Source organism: Mycobacterium sp. NGS66 (assembly GCF_059812225.1).
The window spans coordinates 260041-275116 of record NZ_JCALCG010000005.1 but is presented as its reverse complement, the minus strand read 5'-3'; the positions used below and the strand labels follow the sequence as shown (position 1 = coordinate 275116).

15 protein-coding genes and 2 pseudogenes are annotated in these 15076 nt (G+C 67.8%); 14 read left to right on the top strand and 3 right to left on the bottom strand.

Annotated elements, in window-relative coordinates:
- Positions 1 to 208: 208 nt before the first annotated feature.
- From rplS to AC5Y2L_RS13025, 4 genes and pseudogenes are all read left to right on the top strand, one after another.
- The gene (gene rplS / locus AC5Y2L_RS13040) at positions 209 to 550 is read left to right on the top strand and encodes a 50S ribosomal protein L19 (RefSeq protein WP_044510756.1); all 342 of its coding nucleotides are present in this window, start codon (positions 209 to 211) and stop codon (positions 548 to 550) included.
- A 51-nt stretch (positions 551 to 601) separates the two neighbouring features.
- On the top strand, positions 602 to 1516 hold the full coding sequence (lepB, locus tag AC5Y2L_RS13035; protein ID WP_499934931.1) for a signal peptidase I: 915 nt from the start codon (positions 602 to 604) through the stop codon (positions 1514 to 1516).
- A gap of 3 nt (positions 1517 to 1519) precedes the next feature.
- Positions 1520 to 2294, top strand: a pseudogene (locus tag AC5Y2L_RS13030) (ribonuclease HII).
- A complete protein-coding gene (locus AC5Y2L_RS13025; RefSeq protein WP_067243032.1) occupies positions 2291 to 2596 on the top strand; it encodes a DUF2469 domain-containing protein in 306 nt (101 codons plus the stop codon). Before AC5Y2L_RS13030 ends, AC5Y2L_RS13025 begins: the two are co-directional and overlap by 4 nt.
- Positions 2597 to 2614: 18 nt before the next feature.
- On the opposite strand, the gene AC5Y2L_RS13020 is transcribed toward AC5Y2L_RS13025, so the two are convergent.
- The gene (locus AC5Y2L_RS13020; RefSeq protein WP_499934929.1) at positions 2615 to 3367 is read right to left on the bottom strand and encodes a GAF and ANTAR domain-containing protein; all 753 of its coding nucleotides are present in this window, start codon (positions 3365 to 3367) and stop codon (positions 2615 to 2617) included.
- 66 nt (positions 3368 to 3433) lie between these two features.
- Positions 3434 to 4789, bottom strand: coding sequence for a WS/DGAT/MGAT family O-acyltransferase (locus AC5Y2L_RS13015; protein WP_499934927.1), 1356 nt, complete (start codon positions 4787 to 4789; stop codon positions 3434 to 3436).
- A gap of 117 nt (positions 4790 to 4906) precedes the next feature.
- Between AC5Y2L_RS13015 and AC5Y2L_RS13010 the strand changes: the two genes are divergently transcribed.
- The 9 genes from AC5Y2L_RS13010 to AC5Y2L_RS12970 all read left to right on the top strand — a co-directional run bounded on the left by AC5Y2L_RS13010 (position 4907) and on the right by AC5Y2L_RS12970 (position 13388).
- On the top strand, positions 4907 to 5893 hold the full coding sequence (locus AC5Y2L_RS13010; RefSeq protein ID WP_499934926.1) for an NAD-dependent epimerase/dehydratase family protein: 987 nt from the start codon (positions 4907 to 4909) through the stop codon (positions 5891 to 5893).
- Between the two features lie 102 nt (positions 5894 to 5995).
- Positions 5996 to 6817 (top strand): formate dehydrogenase accessory sulfurtransferase FdhD, encoded by an 822-nt coding sequence (gene fdhD / locus AC5Y2L_RS13005; RefSeq protein WP_499934924.1) that lies wholly within the window; start codon positions 5996 to 5998, stop codon positions 6815 to 6817.
- A gap of 74 nt (positions 6818 to 6891) precedes the next feature.
- Positions 6892 to 7125: a deoxyribodipyrimidine photolyase gene (locus AC5Y2L_RS13000; RefSeq protein WP_499934923.1), complete on the top strand. Its 234-nt coding sequence runs from the start codon at positions 6892 to 6894 to the stop codon at positions 7123 to 7125.
- Positions 7126 to 7306: 181 nt separating this feature from the next.
- Entirely contained in the window at positions 7307 to 7684 is a 378-nt protein-coding gene (locus AC5Y2L_RS12995; RefSeq protein ID WP_499934921.1) for a YraN family protein, read from the top strand.
- The gene (locus tag AC5Y2L_RS12990; RefSeq protein WP_499934919.1) at positions 7684 to 9195 is read left to right on the top strand and encodes a YifB family Mg chelatase-like AAA ATPase; all 1512 of its coding nucleotides are present in this window, start codon (positions 7684 to 7686) and stop codon (positions 9193 to 9195) included. Before AC5Y2L_RS12995 ends, AC5Y2L_RS12990 begins: the two co-directional genes overlap by 1 nt.
- Positions 9192 to 10361, top strand: a complete 1170-nt coding sequence (gene dprA, locus AC5Y2L_RS12985) for a DNA-processing protein DprA (protein ID WP_499934918.1) — start codon at positions 9192 to 9194, stop codon at positions 10359 to 10361. Before AC5Y2L_RS12990 ends, dprA begins: the two co-directional genes overlap by 4 nt.
- A 32-nt stretch (positions 10362 to 10393) precedes the next feature.
- Positions 10394 to 11251 (top strand): siderophore-interacting protein, encoded by an 858-nt coding sequence (locus AC5Y2L_RS12980; RefSeq protein ID WP_499934917.1) that lies wholly within the window; start codon positions 10394 to 10396, stop codon positions 11249 to 11251.
- Positions 11252 to 11275: 24 nt separating this feature from the next.
- On the top strand, positions 11276 to 12448 hold the full coding sequence (locus AC5Y2L_RS12975) for a lactate 2-monooxygenase (protein WP_499944003.1): 1173 nt from the start codon (positions 11276 to 11278) through the stop codon (positions 12446 to 12448).
- 31 nt (positions 12449 to 12479) lie between these two features.
- A complete protein-coding gene (locus AC5Y2L_RS12970) occupies positions 12480 to 13388 on the top strand; it encodes a tyrosine recombinase XerC (RefSeq protein ID WP_499934913.1) in 909 nt (302 codons plus the stop codon).
- 83 nt (positions 13389 to 13471) lie between these two features.
- On the opposite strand, the pseudogene AC5Y2L_RS12965 reads toward AC5Y2L_RS12970, so the two are convergent.
- Positions 13472 to 13912: pseudogene (locus AC5Y2L_RS12965) on the bottom strand (murein hydrolase activator EnvC family protein); the annotation flags it as partial.
- A 315-nt stretch (positions 13913 to 14227) separates the two neighbouring features.
- On the opposite strand from AC5Y2L_RS12965, the gene rpsB reads away from it, so the two are divergent.
- On the top strand, positions 14228 to 15073 hold the full coding sequence (gene rpsB / locus AC5Y2L_RS12960) for a 30S ribosomal protein S2 (protein WP_499934912.1): 846 nt from the start codon (positions 14228 to 14230) through the stop codon (positions 15071 to 15073).
- Positions 15074 to 15076 lie beyond the last annotated feature (3 nt).

The following is a 15076-nucleotide window of genomic DNA, read 5'->3' as shown; positions in this document are numbered from 1 at the left end:
TCACGAACCGCGCGGGTTTCCTGTGATTTTCGCTGCATGCGCAGTGTCTGGCACAATTGACCGGTTGTCTCCGGCGATTGTCGGCCGGCCGGGTCTGCGACTACACCCCATCAAGTCCGGCCGCCTGCTGCGAGACGCGCCTACAAGCCCGAAACCCATCGGCTCGGTGACCGCCGTGAGCCGCGACCGCAAGGAAGTGCCTTCTACGATGAACAGGCTGGACTTCGTCGACCAGGCGTCGCTTCGCGACGACATCCCGGCCTTCAACCCGGGCGACACCATCAACGTGCACGTCAAGGTCATCGAGGGCGCCAAAGAGCGTATCCAGGTGTTCAAGGGTGTGGTGATCCGTCGTCAGGGCGGCGGTATCCGCGAGACGTTCACGGTGCGCAAGGAAAGCTACGGCGTCGGCGTCGAGCGAACCTTTCCGGTGCATTCGCCGAACATCGACCACATCGAGGTGGTGACGCGCGGCGATGTGCGTCGCGCCAAGCTGTACTACCTGCGTGAGTTGCGCGGTAAGAAGGCCAAGATCAAGGAGAAGCGCTGAGCCGCCTCAGCGCAGTGAACCCGCGCCCACCGCGGTGGCTACGCTGATCCCGTGACCGAAACCACGGACTCGTCGGCCGAACATCGACCCGAAGCCGATCCATCGGCGGAACCCGAGGTCTCCGGCTTGGTCGCCGCTGACGGCAAGGACGAAGAGGACGCCGACGACGGCGCCAAAGAAGGTAACGAGGCCGACGAGGGGGAGTCGAAGCGGTCCAAGCCTTCGGCGGTTCGCGAATTCGCGTTGCTGGCCGTCATCGCGATCACGCTCTACTACCTGGTGTTGACGTTCGTGGCGCGCCCCTACCTGATTCCGTCGCAGTCCATGGAGCCCACGCTGCACGGATGTCCGGGCTGCGTCGGGGACCGCATCCTGGTGGACAAGCTCAGCTACCGTTTCGGCACACCGCAACCCGGTGATGTCATCGTGTTCCGCGGACCGCCGTCATGGAGCAAGTACTACAAGTCGATCCGCTCGTCCAACACCGCGGTGCGCTGGATGCAGAACACGCTGTCGTTCGTCGGTTTCGTCCCTCCCGACGAGAATGACCTGGTCAAAAGGGTCATTGCGGTCGGCGGACAGACGGTGCAGTGCCGCAACGACACCGGGCTGACCGTCGACGGCAAGCGGCTGGACGAGCCGTACGTGGATTTGGCCACGATCAACCCCGCGCACCTGCCGCTGCCGCCATGCCCGGGACAAGGGGGCGCCAACGTCCAGTTCGGTCCGGTGAAGGTCCCCGAGGGACGGCTGTGGGTGATGGGCGACAACCGCACCCAGTCGGCCGACTCCCGCGCGCACTGCAGCGATATCCCGGCCGACCGGGAACGGGATGTGTTCTGCACCGGCGATCCGATGGAAGGCACCGTCCCGGTCGCCAACGTCATCGGCAAGACCAGGTTCATCGTGTGGCCGCCGTCGCGATGGGGTGGTGTGGGATCGGTGAACCCCCAGCACAGTCATTAGCCCATGACCACGACGTGGCCGCCGCGGACGGTGATCCGCAAAGCTTCCGGGTTGCGCACCTTGGAATCGGCGCTGCACCGCAGCGGCCTGGGCCCGGTCGCCGGCGTCGACGAAGTCGGTCGCGGCGCGTGCGCCGGCCCGCTGGTGGTGGCCGCCTGCGTGCTTCGGCCTGGACGCTTGGAAAGCCTTGCCGCCCTGGATGATTCGAAGAAACTCACCGAGAAGGTGCGGGAGCGGCTGTTCCCGCTGATTTGTCGCTACGCGCTGGCCTACCACGTGGTGTTCATCCCGTCGGTCGAGGTGGACCGGCGAGGCGTGCATGTGGCGAATATCGAGGGCATGCGGCGCGCGGTGGCCGGGCTGTCGGTGCGGCCCGGCTATGTGCTCAGCGACGGCTTCCGGGTGCCTGGGCTGCCCGTCCCGTCGTTGCCGGTGGTCGGCGGAGATGCCGCTGCCGCCTGCATCGCCGCGGCGAGCGTGCTGGCCAAGGTCAGCCGGGACCGGTTGATGGTCGCGATGGACGCCGAGCACCCCGGCTACGGCTTCGCCGAACACAAGGGGTACTGCACGCCCGCACACAGCCGGGCGCTGGCCCGCCTCGGGCCTTGTGCCGAGCACCGCTATTCGTTCATCAACGTCCGGCGGGTCGCGAACGGGTCGAGCACCCGGCTGGTGGCCGAATTCAGACCCGACCCTCCCGCTGAGCGTGGCGACTAGCCGTGAGGAAAGATGGGATCCGGGTTATCACCCGGCTGGAGAAGGACGTCTGAGCAGATGAGTGCAGAAGATCTCGAAAAGTATGAAACCGAGATGGAGCTCTCGCTGTACCGCGAATACAAGGACATCGTCGGTCAGTTCAGCTACGTCGTGGAAACGGAGCGGCGGTTCTATCTGGCCAACAGCGTGGAGCTGATGCCGCGCAACGCCGACGGGGAGGTGTACTTCGAGCTGCGCCTCGCCGACGCGTGGGTGTGGGACATGTACCGGCCGGCGCGGTTCGTCAAACAGGTGCGGGTGGTCACGTTCAAAGACGTCAACATCGAAGAGGTCGAGAAGCCCGAGCTGCGGCTGCCGGAATAGGTGCCCGGCGGCTCGGGCTTATTGACCCTTCTTGTCGTCGAACGTGAGTTTCCCGCGGTGTTCGATGACGGTCCGGGCGACGTCGGCAAGTTTGATGTTCAGATCCTGGGAGTAGCGCCGCAGCACGTTGAACGCGTCCTCCTCGGACGTGTTGTTGAGCAGCATCAACATCCCGACGGCCTTGCCGATTTCACGGTTGCTGAGCAGCCCTTTGCGCAGGGTGGCGGCGTCTTCGCCCTGGCCGATCGCATTGATGGCCACGCTCGCAAACGATGCCAGCACGGTGGCCTGGCCGGCGGACTCCTTGTCGAACGCGTTGGGCTTGTCGCTGAACAGGTTGAGCGCACCGGTGTGCTGCTTGCCGACCAGCAGTCTGAACCCCATGGCGCCGCGCACCGGGGTTTCAGCGAGCAGCCGGGCGGCCAATTTCGGCCACAGGCACGGCGTGGTCAGGTCGGGTTCGATCTGGGGAGTCTCGTCCTCGATGGCGTCGACGCAGGGCCCGTCGCCGGCAGCCCGTTCCAGGTCGTCGACGCGAAGGGCGATCCGGTCACTAGCCCCGACAGTGACATAGCGGCCGTCACGGCGCACCAGCATGCTGGCGTGGTCGCAGCCGGAAACGATCAGCGTCGCCGCGACGCAGATGGCGGCGTACACCTCGGAGGGGTCTGTGCCCTGGTAGATGATCTCGGCCAGCGCAGCGAAGACGGTCGCGGGATCCGCCGTCTTACCGCCGGGTCGCGAGTCCGCGTCGTTCGCTTCGTCCGCCATGTCGTTCCTCTGCTGCCGCCGTCCAGGCCGTTCTCCAGGCCGAGACTATCGGTAGCAGGGAGGCGGTTATATGCCAACGGCCATTTCCAGGTCTTTCAGCGACGTCTCCAGGTGCCCGAGCAGGCGCTGCAGGTGCGGAACGCTGCGCCGGCAGCCGACGAGTCCGAAGTCCAGCGTCTGCGCGTTCGTGGTGACGGTGATGTTCACGGCCTGGCCGTCCAGGGCAATGGATAGCGGGTAGTTGCCGACCAACCGTGCGCCGCGCCAATACAACGGTTCCTGGGCTCCGGGCACGTTGGAGATCACGATGTTGAACGGCGGCGGGGCAGTGCGGATGAATCCGGGGATCAGCCCGAGAAACAGCCCGCCGGTCATGAACGCCGACAGTGCCAGCTGCTGCACCCGGGGCAGCTGCTTGAACACTTCTTTGTTGTGACACATCGACTCGTTGATCCCGGACAATCGCTGGGCGGCGTCCTTGACGTCGGTGTGCAGGTTGCACAGCACGGTGCCGACCATGTTCCCGCCGCCTTCGTCGGTTTCCTTGCGGAGGCTCACCGGGACCATCGCGATCAACGGGGTGTCGGGAAGCGCGTGTTGGTCGATCAGGTAAGCGCGCAGGGCGCCCGCGGACATCGCCAGCACGACGTCGTTGAAGGTGACGTCGGCGGCGGTCTTCACCGCCTTGATGCGGTCGAGCGACCACGACTGGGCTGCGATCCGCCGGGCACCGCCGATGCGGACATTGAACATCGTCTTGGGGGCCGCGAACGGGAAGGTGAGTTGTTGCTCGAGCAGAGCCGCACGCGCCAGCGACAACGTCGAAGGCGCCAGCGCGGCCGACGATCCCACCGTCCTGGTCAGCATGTCCAGCGGCGACGATTGCCGGCCGCTGTCGGGACGGCGGCGCGGCTTCAGTGCCCATGGCACCCGAACCTCGTCGTCCTGGGGATCGGAGGTGAATGCGCGCTGCATCAACTTCAGCGCTGACACGCCATCCATCAGCGAATGGTGGAACTTGGTGTAGACCGCATAGCGCCCGTCGTTGAGCCCTTCCACCAGGTGTCCTTCCCACAGCGGCCGGTGGCGGTCCAGCAGGCTGCCGTGCAGCAGCGAGGCCAGCTCGAGCAGCTCACGTACCCGCCCGGGGCGCGGCAGCGCCGAGCGCCGGAAGTGGTAATCGAGCTCGACGTCGCGGTCGAAAGTCCAGGCCACGTTGGTGACCGGGCCGAAAAACGCCGGATGCTTACGGAACGTGGGCTGCACGTCGGTGCACCGCAGCATCGCCTGGTAGGCGTCGGTGACGAACTCCGGGCCGGCGCCGTCGGGCGGCTGGAACAATTGGAGGCTGCCGACGTGCATCGGGTGTTCGCGGGATTCGCCGACCAAGAACATGGAATCGGCAGGGGCAATTGGCTTCATGATCCTTCTTCCCGGTAGACGTTTTCCTGACGGGATAGCCAGGCCGGGTGCATGGCTAACACCGGTCGTTTGGCTGACGACAGGGCGGGAAGCTCTTCTCAGGTGGGTCACCAGGGATTGACGGTCGCGGTTACCGGTCCGACTGGAGAAATCGGTATCGCCGCAGTGACGGCGCTCGAGCGGGAACCCGCCGTGGCGAAGATCATCGGGATGGCACGGCGGCCGTTCGACCCGCTGCAGCGCGGCTGGACGAAGACCAGCTATCAGCAGGGCGACATCCTCGACCGCGACGCCGTCGACGGGCTGGTGGCACAGGCCGACGTGGTGGTCCACCTGGCATTCATCATCATGGGGTCGCGCGAGGAGAGCGAACGCGTCAACCTGCAGGGGACCCGCAACGTGTTCGAGGCCACCGTGGCGGCCAACGCTGCCGCCGGGCGGCCCCGGCGACTCGTCTACACCTCGTCGGTTGCCGCCTACGGTTACCACTCCGACAACCCCGTGCCGATCACCGAGGACGTGCCGCCGCGCGGCTCTGAGGAGCACTACTACTCTGCGCAGAAGGCCACCTGCGAGCGTCTTCTCGCCGAGCTGACCGAGAGGTCTGCGCTGGAGGTGTTCGTGCTGCGGCCGTGCATCGTCGCCGGGCCAGAGGCTCATGCACTGGCCGACGCGATGCCGTGGAATCAGTTGCCGGCTGCGGTGCGCACGGTGGCCAAGGTGGTGCCGGCGCTCAAGCCAGTGGTGCCCGATCCCGGAATTCCGCTGCAATTGGTCCATCATGACGACGTCGCGACCGCCATCGCGCTGGCGGCGACCGCCCCGGCACCGCCCGGCGCATACAACATCGCCGGCGACGGCGTGGTGACCGTTAGCGATGTCGCGAAGGCACTGGGTGGCCGACCGATACGGGTCCCGGCGGTGGCCGCCTCAGCGACTTCCGCCGCGATTTCTCGCTTGCCGTTCGTGCCATCCGCGCTCGAATGGCTGCACACGGCAAGGACTTCCGTCGTAATGGACACCGCCAAAGCGAAGCGGGAACTCGGTTGGAGTCCGGCGCACTCCTCGGCGGAGACCTTGGCGGCACTGGCCTCTGCAGTGTGAGGGACGGTCCGGCCGGCCAGCGGCGAGGTACGTTGGGGCCGTGAACTTTCAGCGGTGGGACGCTCGTCGCGACTCCCGCGCCGACCCAGGCGCAACGCGCTGATGCGCCACGTAACGGCACGGCGGCGGGTCAAGCACCTCACGTCGGGCGAAACGGTCACCCGATCGGAAACCCTGGTGGTCGAGGAGCCGTTGGAGATCCGCGTCAACGGCACCCCGATCAGTGTGACGATGCGCACCCCGGGCTCGGATATCGAACTGGCGCAAGGCTTTTTGCTCACCGAAGGGATGATCGCGGATCGTGGCGAGGTGGCGAGCATCCGCTATTGCGGCGGACGCGACCAGAACGGCGTCAACGCTTACAACGTGCTGGACGTGACCTTGGCGCCCGGAGTCAAACCTCCCGATCCCGACGTCACCCGCAACTTCTATACGACGTCCTCGTGCGGTGTCTGCGGCAAGGCGTCGCTGGATGCCGTGCGGTTGATCAGCCGCTTCTCACCGGGAGACGATCCGGCTGGCATCGCCGCCGCCACGCTGCAGACTCTGCCGGACCGACTTCGCGGTGCCCAAAGGGTTTTCGCCAGCACCGGCGGGCTGCACGCTGCGGCGCTGTTCGGGGTCGACGGCAGCATGCACGCCGTGCGTGAGGACGTCGGGCGGCACAATGCGGTGGACAAGGTCATCGGCTGGGCGCTGGAACACGACCGGATACCGCTGGGCGGCTCCGTGCTCCTGGTCAGCGGGCGGGCGTCGTTCGAGTTGACGCAGAAGGCTCTGTTGGCCGGGATTCCCGTGCTTGCCGCCGTGTCGGCGCCGTCGTCGCTGGCGGTGTCGTTGGCCGAGGAATCCGGCATCACGTTGGTGGCGTTTCTGCGCGAGAACTCGATGAACGTCTATAGCCGGGCCGACCGAATCCGGTAGCTGGGCGCGTCTCGATTGGTTTGGCTGTCTTGCGGGTAGCCGACGGTATCGCTTTACCCAGCTGAGGAGGCTCCATGCTGCACGGACTGCTTCTGGCCGCCCAAGACAATCCCCAGGCAGCGCATTTCATCCTGCGCGGGATCAAGCTGATCTTTGTCCTGATAGGTCACGTCATTGCGGCCATCATCTGTGCGGTTATCGCCGGGATGAAGGGCCGTAGCGTCCTGTTCTGGGGAATCCTCGGATTGATCTTCAGCATCCTGACGCTCATCGTCGTCATCATCATCCCCAGTAAGCGGAGCACGTAAGAAGTTGACTATGCGGTGATGGCGGGCCTTACTCGCGCTTTTGCGCCATAGCCGCAGACTCAACGGAGGTCGCGCCGCCGGCTGTGGATGGATGCCCGACTGGGGATAACTTGCGCCCTCGGCGGGCTGGACCGGCTCGGCGCGGTGCAGGTTGTCGGCTCGGCGGTGCAACCTGGCCGCCATGACGACCACAAAGACACTGACCCGGATCCAGCTGGGAGCGATGGGCGAGGCGCTCGCCGTGGATCACCTTACGAGCATGGGCCTGCGGATCTTGGACCGCAATTGGCGTTGCCGCTACGGCGAGCTGGATGTGATCGCGTGCGATACAACGACGAACACCGTCGTCTTCGTCGAAGTCAAAACGCGTACCGGCGACGGTTATGGCGGGCTGGCGCACGCGGTGACGCCACGCAAGCTGCGTAGGCTGCGCCGGCTGGCAGGGCTGTGGCTGGCCAGCCAGGCGGGCGGCTGGGCGGCGGTTCGCATCGATGTGATCGGCGTGCGGATCGGGCGTCGGCGCACCCCGGAGATCACCCACCTGCAGGGAGCCGGCTGATGGCGCTGGGGCGCGCGTTCTCGGTCGCGGTCCGCGGACTGGACGGCGAGATCGTGGAAATCGAAGCCGACATCAGCTCCGGGTTGCCGGGCGTGCATCTGGTGGGCCTGCCCGACGCCGCCCTGCAGGAGTCCCGCGACCGGGTTCGCGCGGCGGTCGCCAACTGTGGCAACGACTGGCCCCAGGCCCGGCTCACCCTGGCGCTCTCACCGGCCACGTTGCCGAAAATGGGTTCCGTCTACGACATCGCCCTGGCCGCGGCGGTGCTGTCGGCGCAGCGCAAGACGCCGTGGCACCGGTTGGAGAAGACGGTGTTGTTGGGGGAGTTGTCGCTCGACGGGCGGGTCCGGCCGGTGCGCGGAGTGCTGCCCGCGGTGCTGGCCGCCAAGCACGGCGGCTGGCCGGCGGTCGTGGTTCCGGCGGCCAACCTGGCCGAGGCCAGCCTGGTCGACGGAATCGACGTGTGGGGGGTCCGCACGCTGGTGCAACTGCAGAGCTGGCTCAAGGGCTCGGTCCAACTCGAGCACCGGATCGACTCGGCGGCAACGCCTTTGGATTCATCGGCGGACCTGGCCGATGTGGTGGGTCAGTCGCAGGCCAGGTTCGCCGTCGAGGTGGCCGCGGCCGGGTCGCATCATCTGATGTTGACCGGGCCGCCGGGGGTGGGCAAAACGATGCTGGCGCAGCGTCTTCCGGGGATACTGCCGTCGCTGTCGGACAGCGAGTCGCTGGAGGTCACCGCGATCCACTCGGTGGCCGGCCTGCTGTCGGGTGATACGCCGTTGATCACCAGGCCGCCGTTCGTGGCGCCGCATCACAGTTCTACTGTCGCGGCGCTGGTCGGCGGCGGCTCGGGGATGGCCCGGCCAGGCGCTGTGAGCCGGGCCCACCGCGGGGTCCTGTTCCTCGATGAATGCGCCGAGATCAGGGTCAGCGCGCTGGAAGCATTGCGAACTCCGTTGGAGGACGGCGAAATTCGGTTGGCCCGCCGGGATGGCGTGGCCTGCTACCCGGCTCGCTTCCAGTTGGTGCTGGCAGCCAACCCGTGTCCGTGCGCGCCGGCGGATCCGCGTGACTGCATCTGTGCCGGGGCGGTCAAACGGCGGTACTTGGGCAAGCTGTCCGGGCCATTGCTGGATCGAGTGGATTTGCGGGTGCAGATGAATCCGGTACGCACCGGCGCATTTTCGGCGTCCGGGGGCGAGTCGACGGCCCGAGTTCGCCATCGGGTGACCGTTGCTCGCGACGCTGCGGCCGAGCGTTGGCGACCACACGGGTTCCGGACCAATGCCGAGGTGAGCGGCACTTTGTTGCGTGAAAAGTTCCGGCTCGGCACCGCAGCGATGGATCCGCTACGCCGGGCGCTGGACAGTGGACTGCTCAGCATCCGGGGCGTCGACCGCACGTTGCGAGTCGCGTGGAGCCTGGCCGATCTGGCCGGCCGGGCATCCCCCGGGTTCGACGAGGTTTGCACCGCGCTGAGCTTTCGGCAGCCGGGAGCCCGGCGATGAACACCACCGATCCCACACTGCTGGCGTGGGCCTACCTGTCCGCCGTCGCCGAGCCGCCGTGCCGGGAACTCGCCGCCCTGGTCCACCGCGTCGGGCCGATCGAAGCCGCCGAGCGGGTCCGGCGCGGGCAGGTTGACCAGCAGTTGGCCCAGCACACAAAGTCCAGACGCGAAATCGACCGGGCCGCTGCCGATCTCGAGCTGCTGGCACGACGCGGCGGGCGATTGATCACACCCGATGACCAGGAATGGCCGACGCTGGCATTTCGCGCATTCGAGGGCGTGCAATCCAGGGAACGCAGCGAACCTCCGCTGGTGTTGTGGGCGCTGGGACCGGCACGCCTGGACGAGGTGGCGCAACGCGCCGCCGCCGTCGTCGGGACCCGCGCCTCCACGGTCTACGGCGAGCATGTAGCCGGCGACCTGGCGACGGGACTGGCCGAGCGCAACGTCGCGGTGGTGTCCGGTGGCGCCTATGGCATTGACGGTGCGGCGCACCGCGCCACCTTGGACGGCGACGGCAGCACCGTGGCGGTCCTGGCCGGCGGGATCGACATTCCCTATCCCGCAGGGCATTCGGCGCTGCTGCATCGCATCGGCCAGCACGGGCTGCTGTTCACCGAATATCCGCCGGGCGTGCGACCCGCCCGGCACCGATTCCTGACCCGCAACCGACTGGTAGCCGCCGTCGCCGGGGCGGCGGTGGTCGTCGAAGCGGGACTGCGCAGCGGGGCCGCCAACACCGCCGCCTGGGCGGCGGCACTGGGCCGGGTGGTGGCCGCGGTGCCCGGGCCGGTGACGTCGTCGGCGTCGGCGGGTTGCCACGCGCTGCTGCGCAACGGCGCCGAACTGGTCACCCGAGCCGACGACGTCGTCGAGCTTGTCGGTCGCATCGGTGAGCTGGCGCCCGAGGAACCACGGCCCAGCACGCCGTTGGACGGGCTCAGCGCAGCCGAACGCCAGGTCTACGAGGCGCTGCCGGGCCGCGGCGCCGCCACGGTCGACGAAATCGCCGTGGCGTCCGGCCTGCCGCCAGAGCGGGTGCTGGGGCCGCTGGCGCTGCTCGAACTCGCCGGGCTGGCCGAGCGCCGCGACGACTCCCGGTGGCGAATCGTTCGCAGCGGGTCGGAGGCCGCCGCCGGAAGTCCGGCGACGCGGCTCGTATAGTCGACGGGGGTCGGGTCTGATCGGGAGGTCAAGTGGCAGGTCGACCGCTGCAAACTTTCGAAGTCGTCGGTACCGAGCAACTCGCGCCGCGCATGGTCCGAGTGATCCTGGGCGGCAAAGATTTCGACAGCTTCGTGCCCAGCAAGTACACCGACTCCTACGTCAAGCTGGTATTCGTCGCCGACGACATCGATGTGGCCGCACTGCCCCAGCCGCTGACCCTGGACAGCTTTGCCGGGCTGCCGGCCGCCCGACAGCCTTCGGTGCGGACCATGACGGTCCGGTACGTCGACGAGGCCGCGGGTCAGATCGCGGTGGACATCGTGGTGCACGGCGAGCACGGGATAGCCGGACCGTGGGCGGCGGCCGCCGAACCTGGGCAGCGTATCTACCTGATGGGTCCCGGCGGCGCCTACGCGCCCGATCCGACCGCCGATTGGCACCTGCTGGCCGGCGACGAGTCCGCGTTGCCCGCGATCGCCGCAGCGCTGGAAGCGCTGCCGGCGAGCGCGGTCGGCAAGGCCTTCATCGAGGTCGCCGGCCCCGACGACGAGATCCCTTTGACCGCACCGGAATCGGTCGAAGTGCGGTGGATATATCGCGGTGGCCGGGCCGATCTGGTCCCCGAGGACCGCGCCGGTGACTGCGCGCCGTTGATCGAGGCGGTCACCACCGCCCTGTGGCTGCCCGGGCAGGTGCACGTCTTCATCCATGGCGAGGCCCAAACCGTCATGCACAACTTGCGGCCGTACATCCGCAACACGCGTCAGGTGGACGCCAAATGGGCGTCGATCTCGGGTTATTGGCGGCGCGGGCGCACCGAAGAGACGTTCCGGCAGTGGAAGAAAGAGCTGGCCGAGGCCGAGGCTGGGACGCAGGCAGCCGGCTGACTCCCGGCTGGCATTCTCTTTCGCATGGCATTCACACCCCATTTCGGCGACTACCAAAACGAGATCTACTTTCAGGGCCTGGCCGGCGTGGTGCCGCCGCTGCCGATGGCGTTCGCCGAGTTGGAGGCCAAGGCGGAGAACGCGATGCCGCCGTCGGTGTGGTCGTACGTCTCCGGGGGAGCCGGCGATGAACGCACCCAGCGGGCCAACCGCGAGGCTTTCGACCGGTGGGGGCTGATGCCGCGCATGCTTGTCGGCGCCAAACAGCGCGACCTTTCCGTCGAGTTGTTCGGCCTGCTCTGGCCGTCCCCGCTGTTCATGGCGCCCATCGGCGTCATCGGTCTGTGCGCGCAGGACGGACACGGCGATCTGGCCACCGCTCGCGCGGCGGCCCGCACCGGCGTTCCGATGGTTGCCTCCACGCTGACGGTCGACCCGATGGAAGACGTCGCCGCCGCTTTCGGCGACACTCCCGGCTTTTATCAGCTGTACACGCCCACCGACCGTGAGGTCGCGGCCAGCCTGGTCAGTCGCGCCGAATCGGCCGGCTTCAAGGGCATCGTGGTCACGCTGGACACCTGGGTCACCGGCTGGCGCCCGCGTGACCTCACGACAGCCAACTTCCCCCAACTGCGCGGGCACTGTCTGGCCAACTACTTCACCGATCCGGTATTCCGCGCGGGCCTGCAGCGCCCACCGGAGGAAGACCCGCAGGGCGCGGTGCTGCGCTGGGCGCAGATCTTCGGAAATCCGCTGACCTGGGACGACCTCGACTGGCTGCGCTCGCTGACCGACCTGCCGCTGATCCTCAAGGGCATCTGCCATCCCGACGACGCCCGGCGTGCCCGGGACCGTGGAGTGGACGGCATCTACTGCTCCACGCACGGGGGCCGGCAGGCCAACGGCGGACTGCCCGCGCTGGACTGCCTCCCGGCGGTGGTCGAGGCGGCCGACGGGCTGCCCGTGTTGTTCGACTCGGGGATCCGCAATGGTGCCGACGTCGTCAAGGCGCTGGCGCTGGGCGCGACCGCCGTCGGCGTCGGACGGCCCTATGCGTACGGGCTCGCACTCGGCGGCGTCGACGGCATTGTGCACCTGCTGCGCATGATCCTTGCCGAAACCGACCTGATCATGGCCGTCGACGGCTATCCGACCCGCAAAGATCTCACCCCGGACACGCTGCGGCGCGTCGACTGACACCATCGGCGTCGCCTGCGACCGTGGGGAGATGCCGAACAAGAGCGTGGCTGTGCTCGAGGAGTTCGACGAATATCTGCACCTGCAATGCGGCCGGTCGGCGCACACCCGTCGTGCCTATCTGGGTGATGTGCGTTCGTTGCTGGCGTTTCTGGCCGAGCGTGAACTGGACCTGGACGCGCTGAGCCTGCAGTTGTTGCGGTCCTGGCTGGCCGGCGCGGCTGGTAGCGGGACCGCCCGCACGACGCTGGCCCGGCGCACCTCGGCGGTCAAGGCGTTTACCGCCTGGGCGACCCGGCGTGGCTTGCTGGCCAGCGACCCCGCCGCCCGCCTGCAAATGCCCAAGGCGCGCCGCACGCTGCCGGCGGTGCTGCGCACGGACCAAGCGCTGGCGGCCATGTCGGCCGCACAATCCGGCGCCGAGCAGGGTGACCCGCTGGCGCTGCGCGACCGGCTGATCGTCGAACTGCTGTATGCCACCGGGATCCGGGTGAGCGAACTGTGCGGCCTGGACGTCGACGACATCGACACCGACCATCGGCTGGTACGGGTACTCGGCAAGGGCAACAAACAACGCACCGTGCCCTTCGGCGGGCCCGCCGCCGAAGCGCTGCAAGCATGGCTGACGCACGGGCGTCCGGTGTTGGTCACCGCGGAGTCCGGGCCGGCGCTATTGCTGGGCAGCCGGGGTAGACGCCTAGACGTGCGCCAGGCGCGCACCGTCGTGCACCAAACGGTCGCGGCCGTGGACGGCGCGCCCGACATCGGACCGCACGGGCTGCGGCACAGCGCCGCCACCCATCTCCTCGAGGGCGGGGCTGACCTGCGGGTGGTCCAGGAGTTGCTCGGTCATTCCAGCCTGGCAACCACGCAGCTCTACACCCATGTCGCCGTGTCGCGGTTGCGGGCGGTGCACGATCAGGCCCATCCGCGAGCGTGAAGCCGCCGGTCGCGGCGTTGGCTGTGAGCGCAGGGCGGCGAAATCGCCGCAGATCGGCCGCCCCAGCTTCACGCTCACCCCGGCAGCGGCTTCAGCCGAATGGGCGTCGACTGAAGCAGGCCTAGCGGATCGACATAGTCGGCGCGCGAGGCCGGACCCCACATCGCGCCCCAGTGCAGGCACGCCGCGGCCCGGCACCCCGGATGCCCCGCGGCCAGCTCGCCGATCGGGCTGCCCCCGGCGACCAGCTGACCAACCCGGACCATCGCGCGGACCGGCTCGTAGCTGGTGTGCAGACCACCCGGATGAGCCAGCGACACCACCGGCCGGCCCGCCAGCAACCCCGCGAACACCACGACCCCATCCGCCGCGGCGTACACCGGCTGCCCCGGCACACCGGCCAGATCCACGCCGCGGTGCCCGGGATGCCAATTCGGGGACGGCGCGTCGAACTCCCGCACGACGGCCGGGCGCGGGCGTAACGGCCAGTCGAGTCGCCCCTGGTCCGCGTGGGCAACACCGGCGGATAAACCGGCGGTAAACACTGCCCCGCACAGCATCACCGACATCCACCGCATCGGTTCAGTCCAGCGCCGCGACCACGAGCGGGCCAGTCACCGTGCGGCTGCTGTGGAATACGACGTGTAAACTTCTCGACGCAGCTCGTTGAATCGGGCTGACTTCGCGCGTCTGCACCGCGACTCCCGTAGTTCAGGAATTCGCACCGCATGCCGAGCGGTCCCGTAGCCCGGTGTTCCGGAAACGGGTCCGGCATGCAGCAGGCGCCAGGGCCCGGCCTCACCCGATGCCAGGCAGCAACCGACAAGTAAGGCACAAGCATGGCCGTAGTAACCATGAAGCAGCTGCTTGACAGCGGCACCCACTTCGGGCATCAGACCCGTCGCTGGAATCCCAAGATGAAGCGGTTCATTTTCACCGACCGCAACGGCATCTACATCATCGACCTACAGCAAACACTGACCTTCATCGACAAGGCGTACGAGTTCGTCAAGGAAACCGTCGCCCACGGTGGGACGGTGCTGTTCGTGGGCACCAAGAAGCAAGCCCAGGAGTCCGTCGCCGCCGAAGCGACCCGCGTCGGCATGCCCTATGTGAACCAGCGCTGGCTCGGCGGCATGCTCACCAACTTCTCCACCGTGCACAAGCGGCTACAGCGCCTCAAGGAGCTCGAGGCGATGGAGCAAACCGGTGGCTTCGAGGGCCGCACCAAGAAGGAGATCCTGGGCCTGACCCGGGAGAAGAACAAGCTGGAGCGCAGCCTGGGCGGTATCCGGGACATGGCGAAGGTGCCCTCGGCCATCTGGGTCGTCGACACCAACAAGGAGCACATTGCCGTCGGCGAAGCCCGCAAACTGGGCATCCCGGTCATCGCGATCCTGGACACCAACTGCGACCCGGACGAGGTGGACTACCCGATTCCGGGCAACGACGACGCCATCCGCTCGGCCGCGCTGCTGACCAAGGTGATCGCTTCCGCGGTCGCCGAGGGGCTGCAGGCCCGCGCGGGTCTGGGCCGCGGTGACGGCAAGCCGGAAGCCGAAGCCGCCGAGCCGCTGGCCGAGTGGGAGCAGGAGCTGCTGGCCTCGGCAACAGCGACCGCGACCCCGGCCGACCCGGCTGCAGGCGCCACCGGCACAACCGAATCAACCCCTACGGAAGGCTGAGCA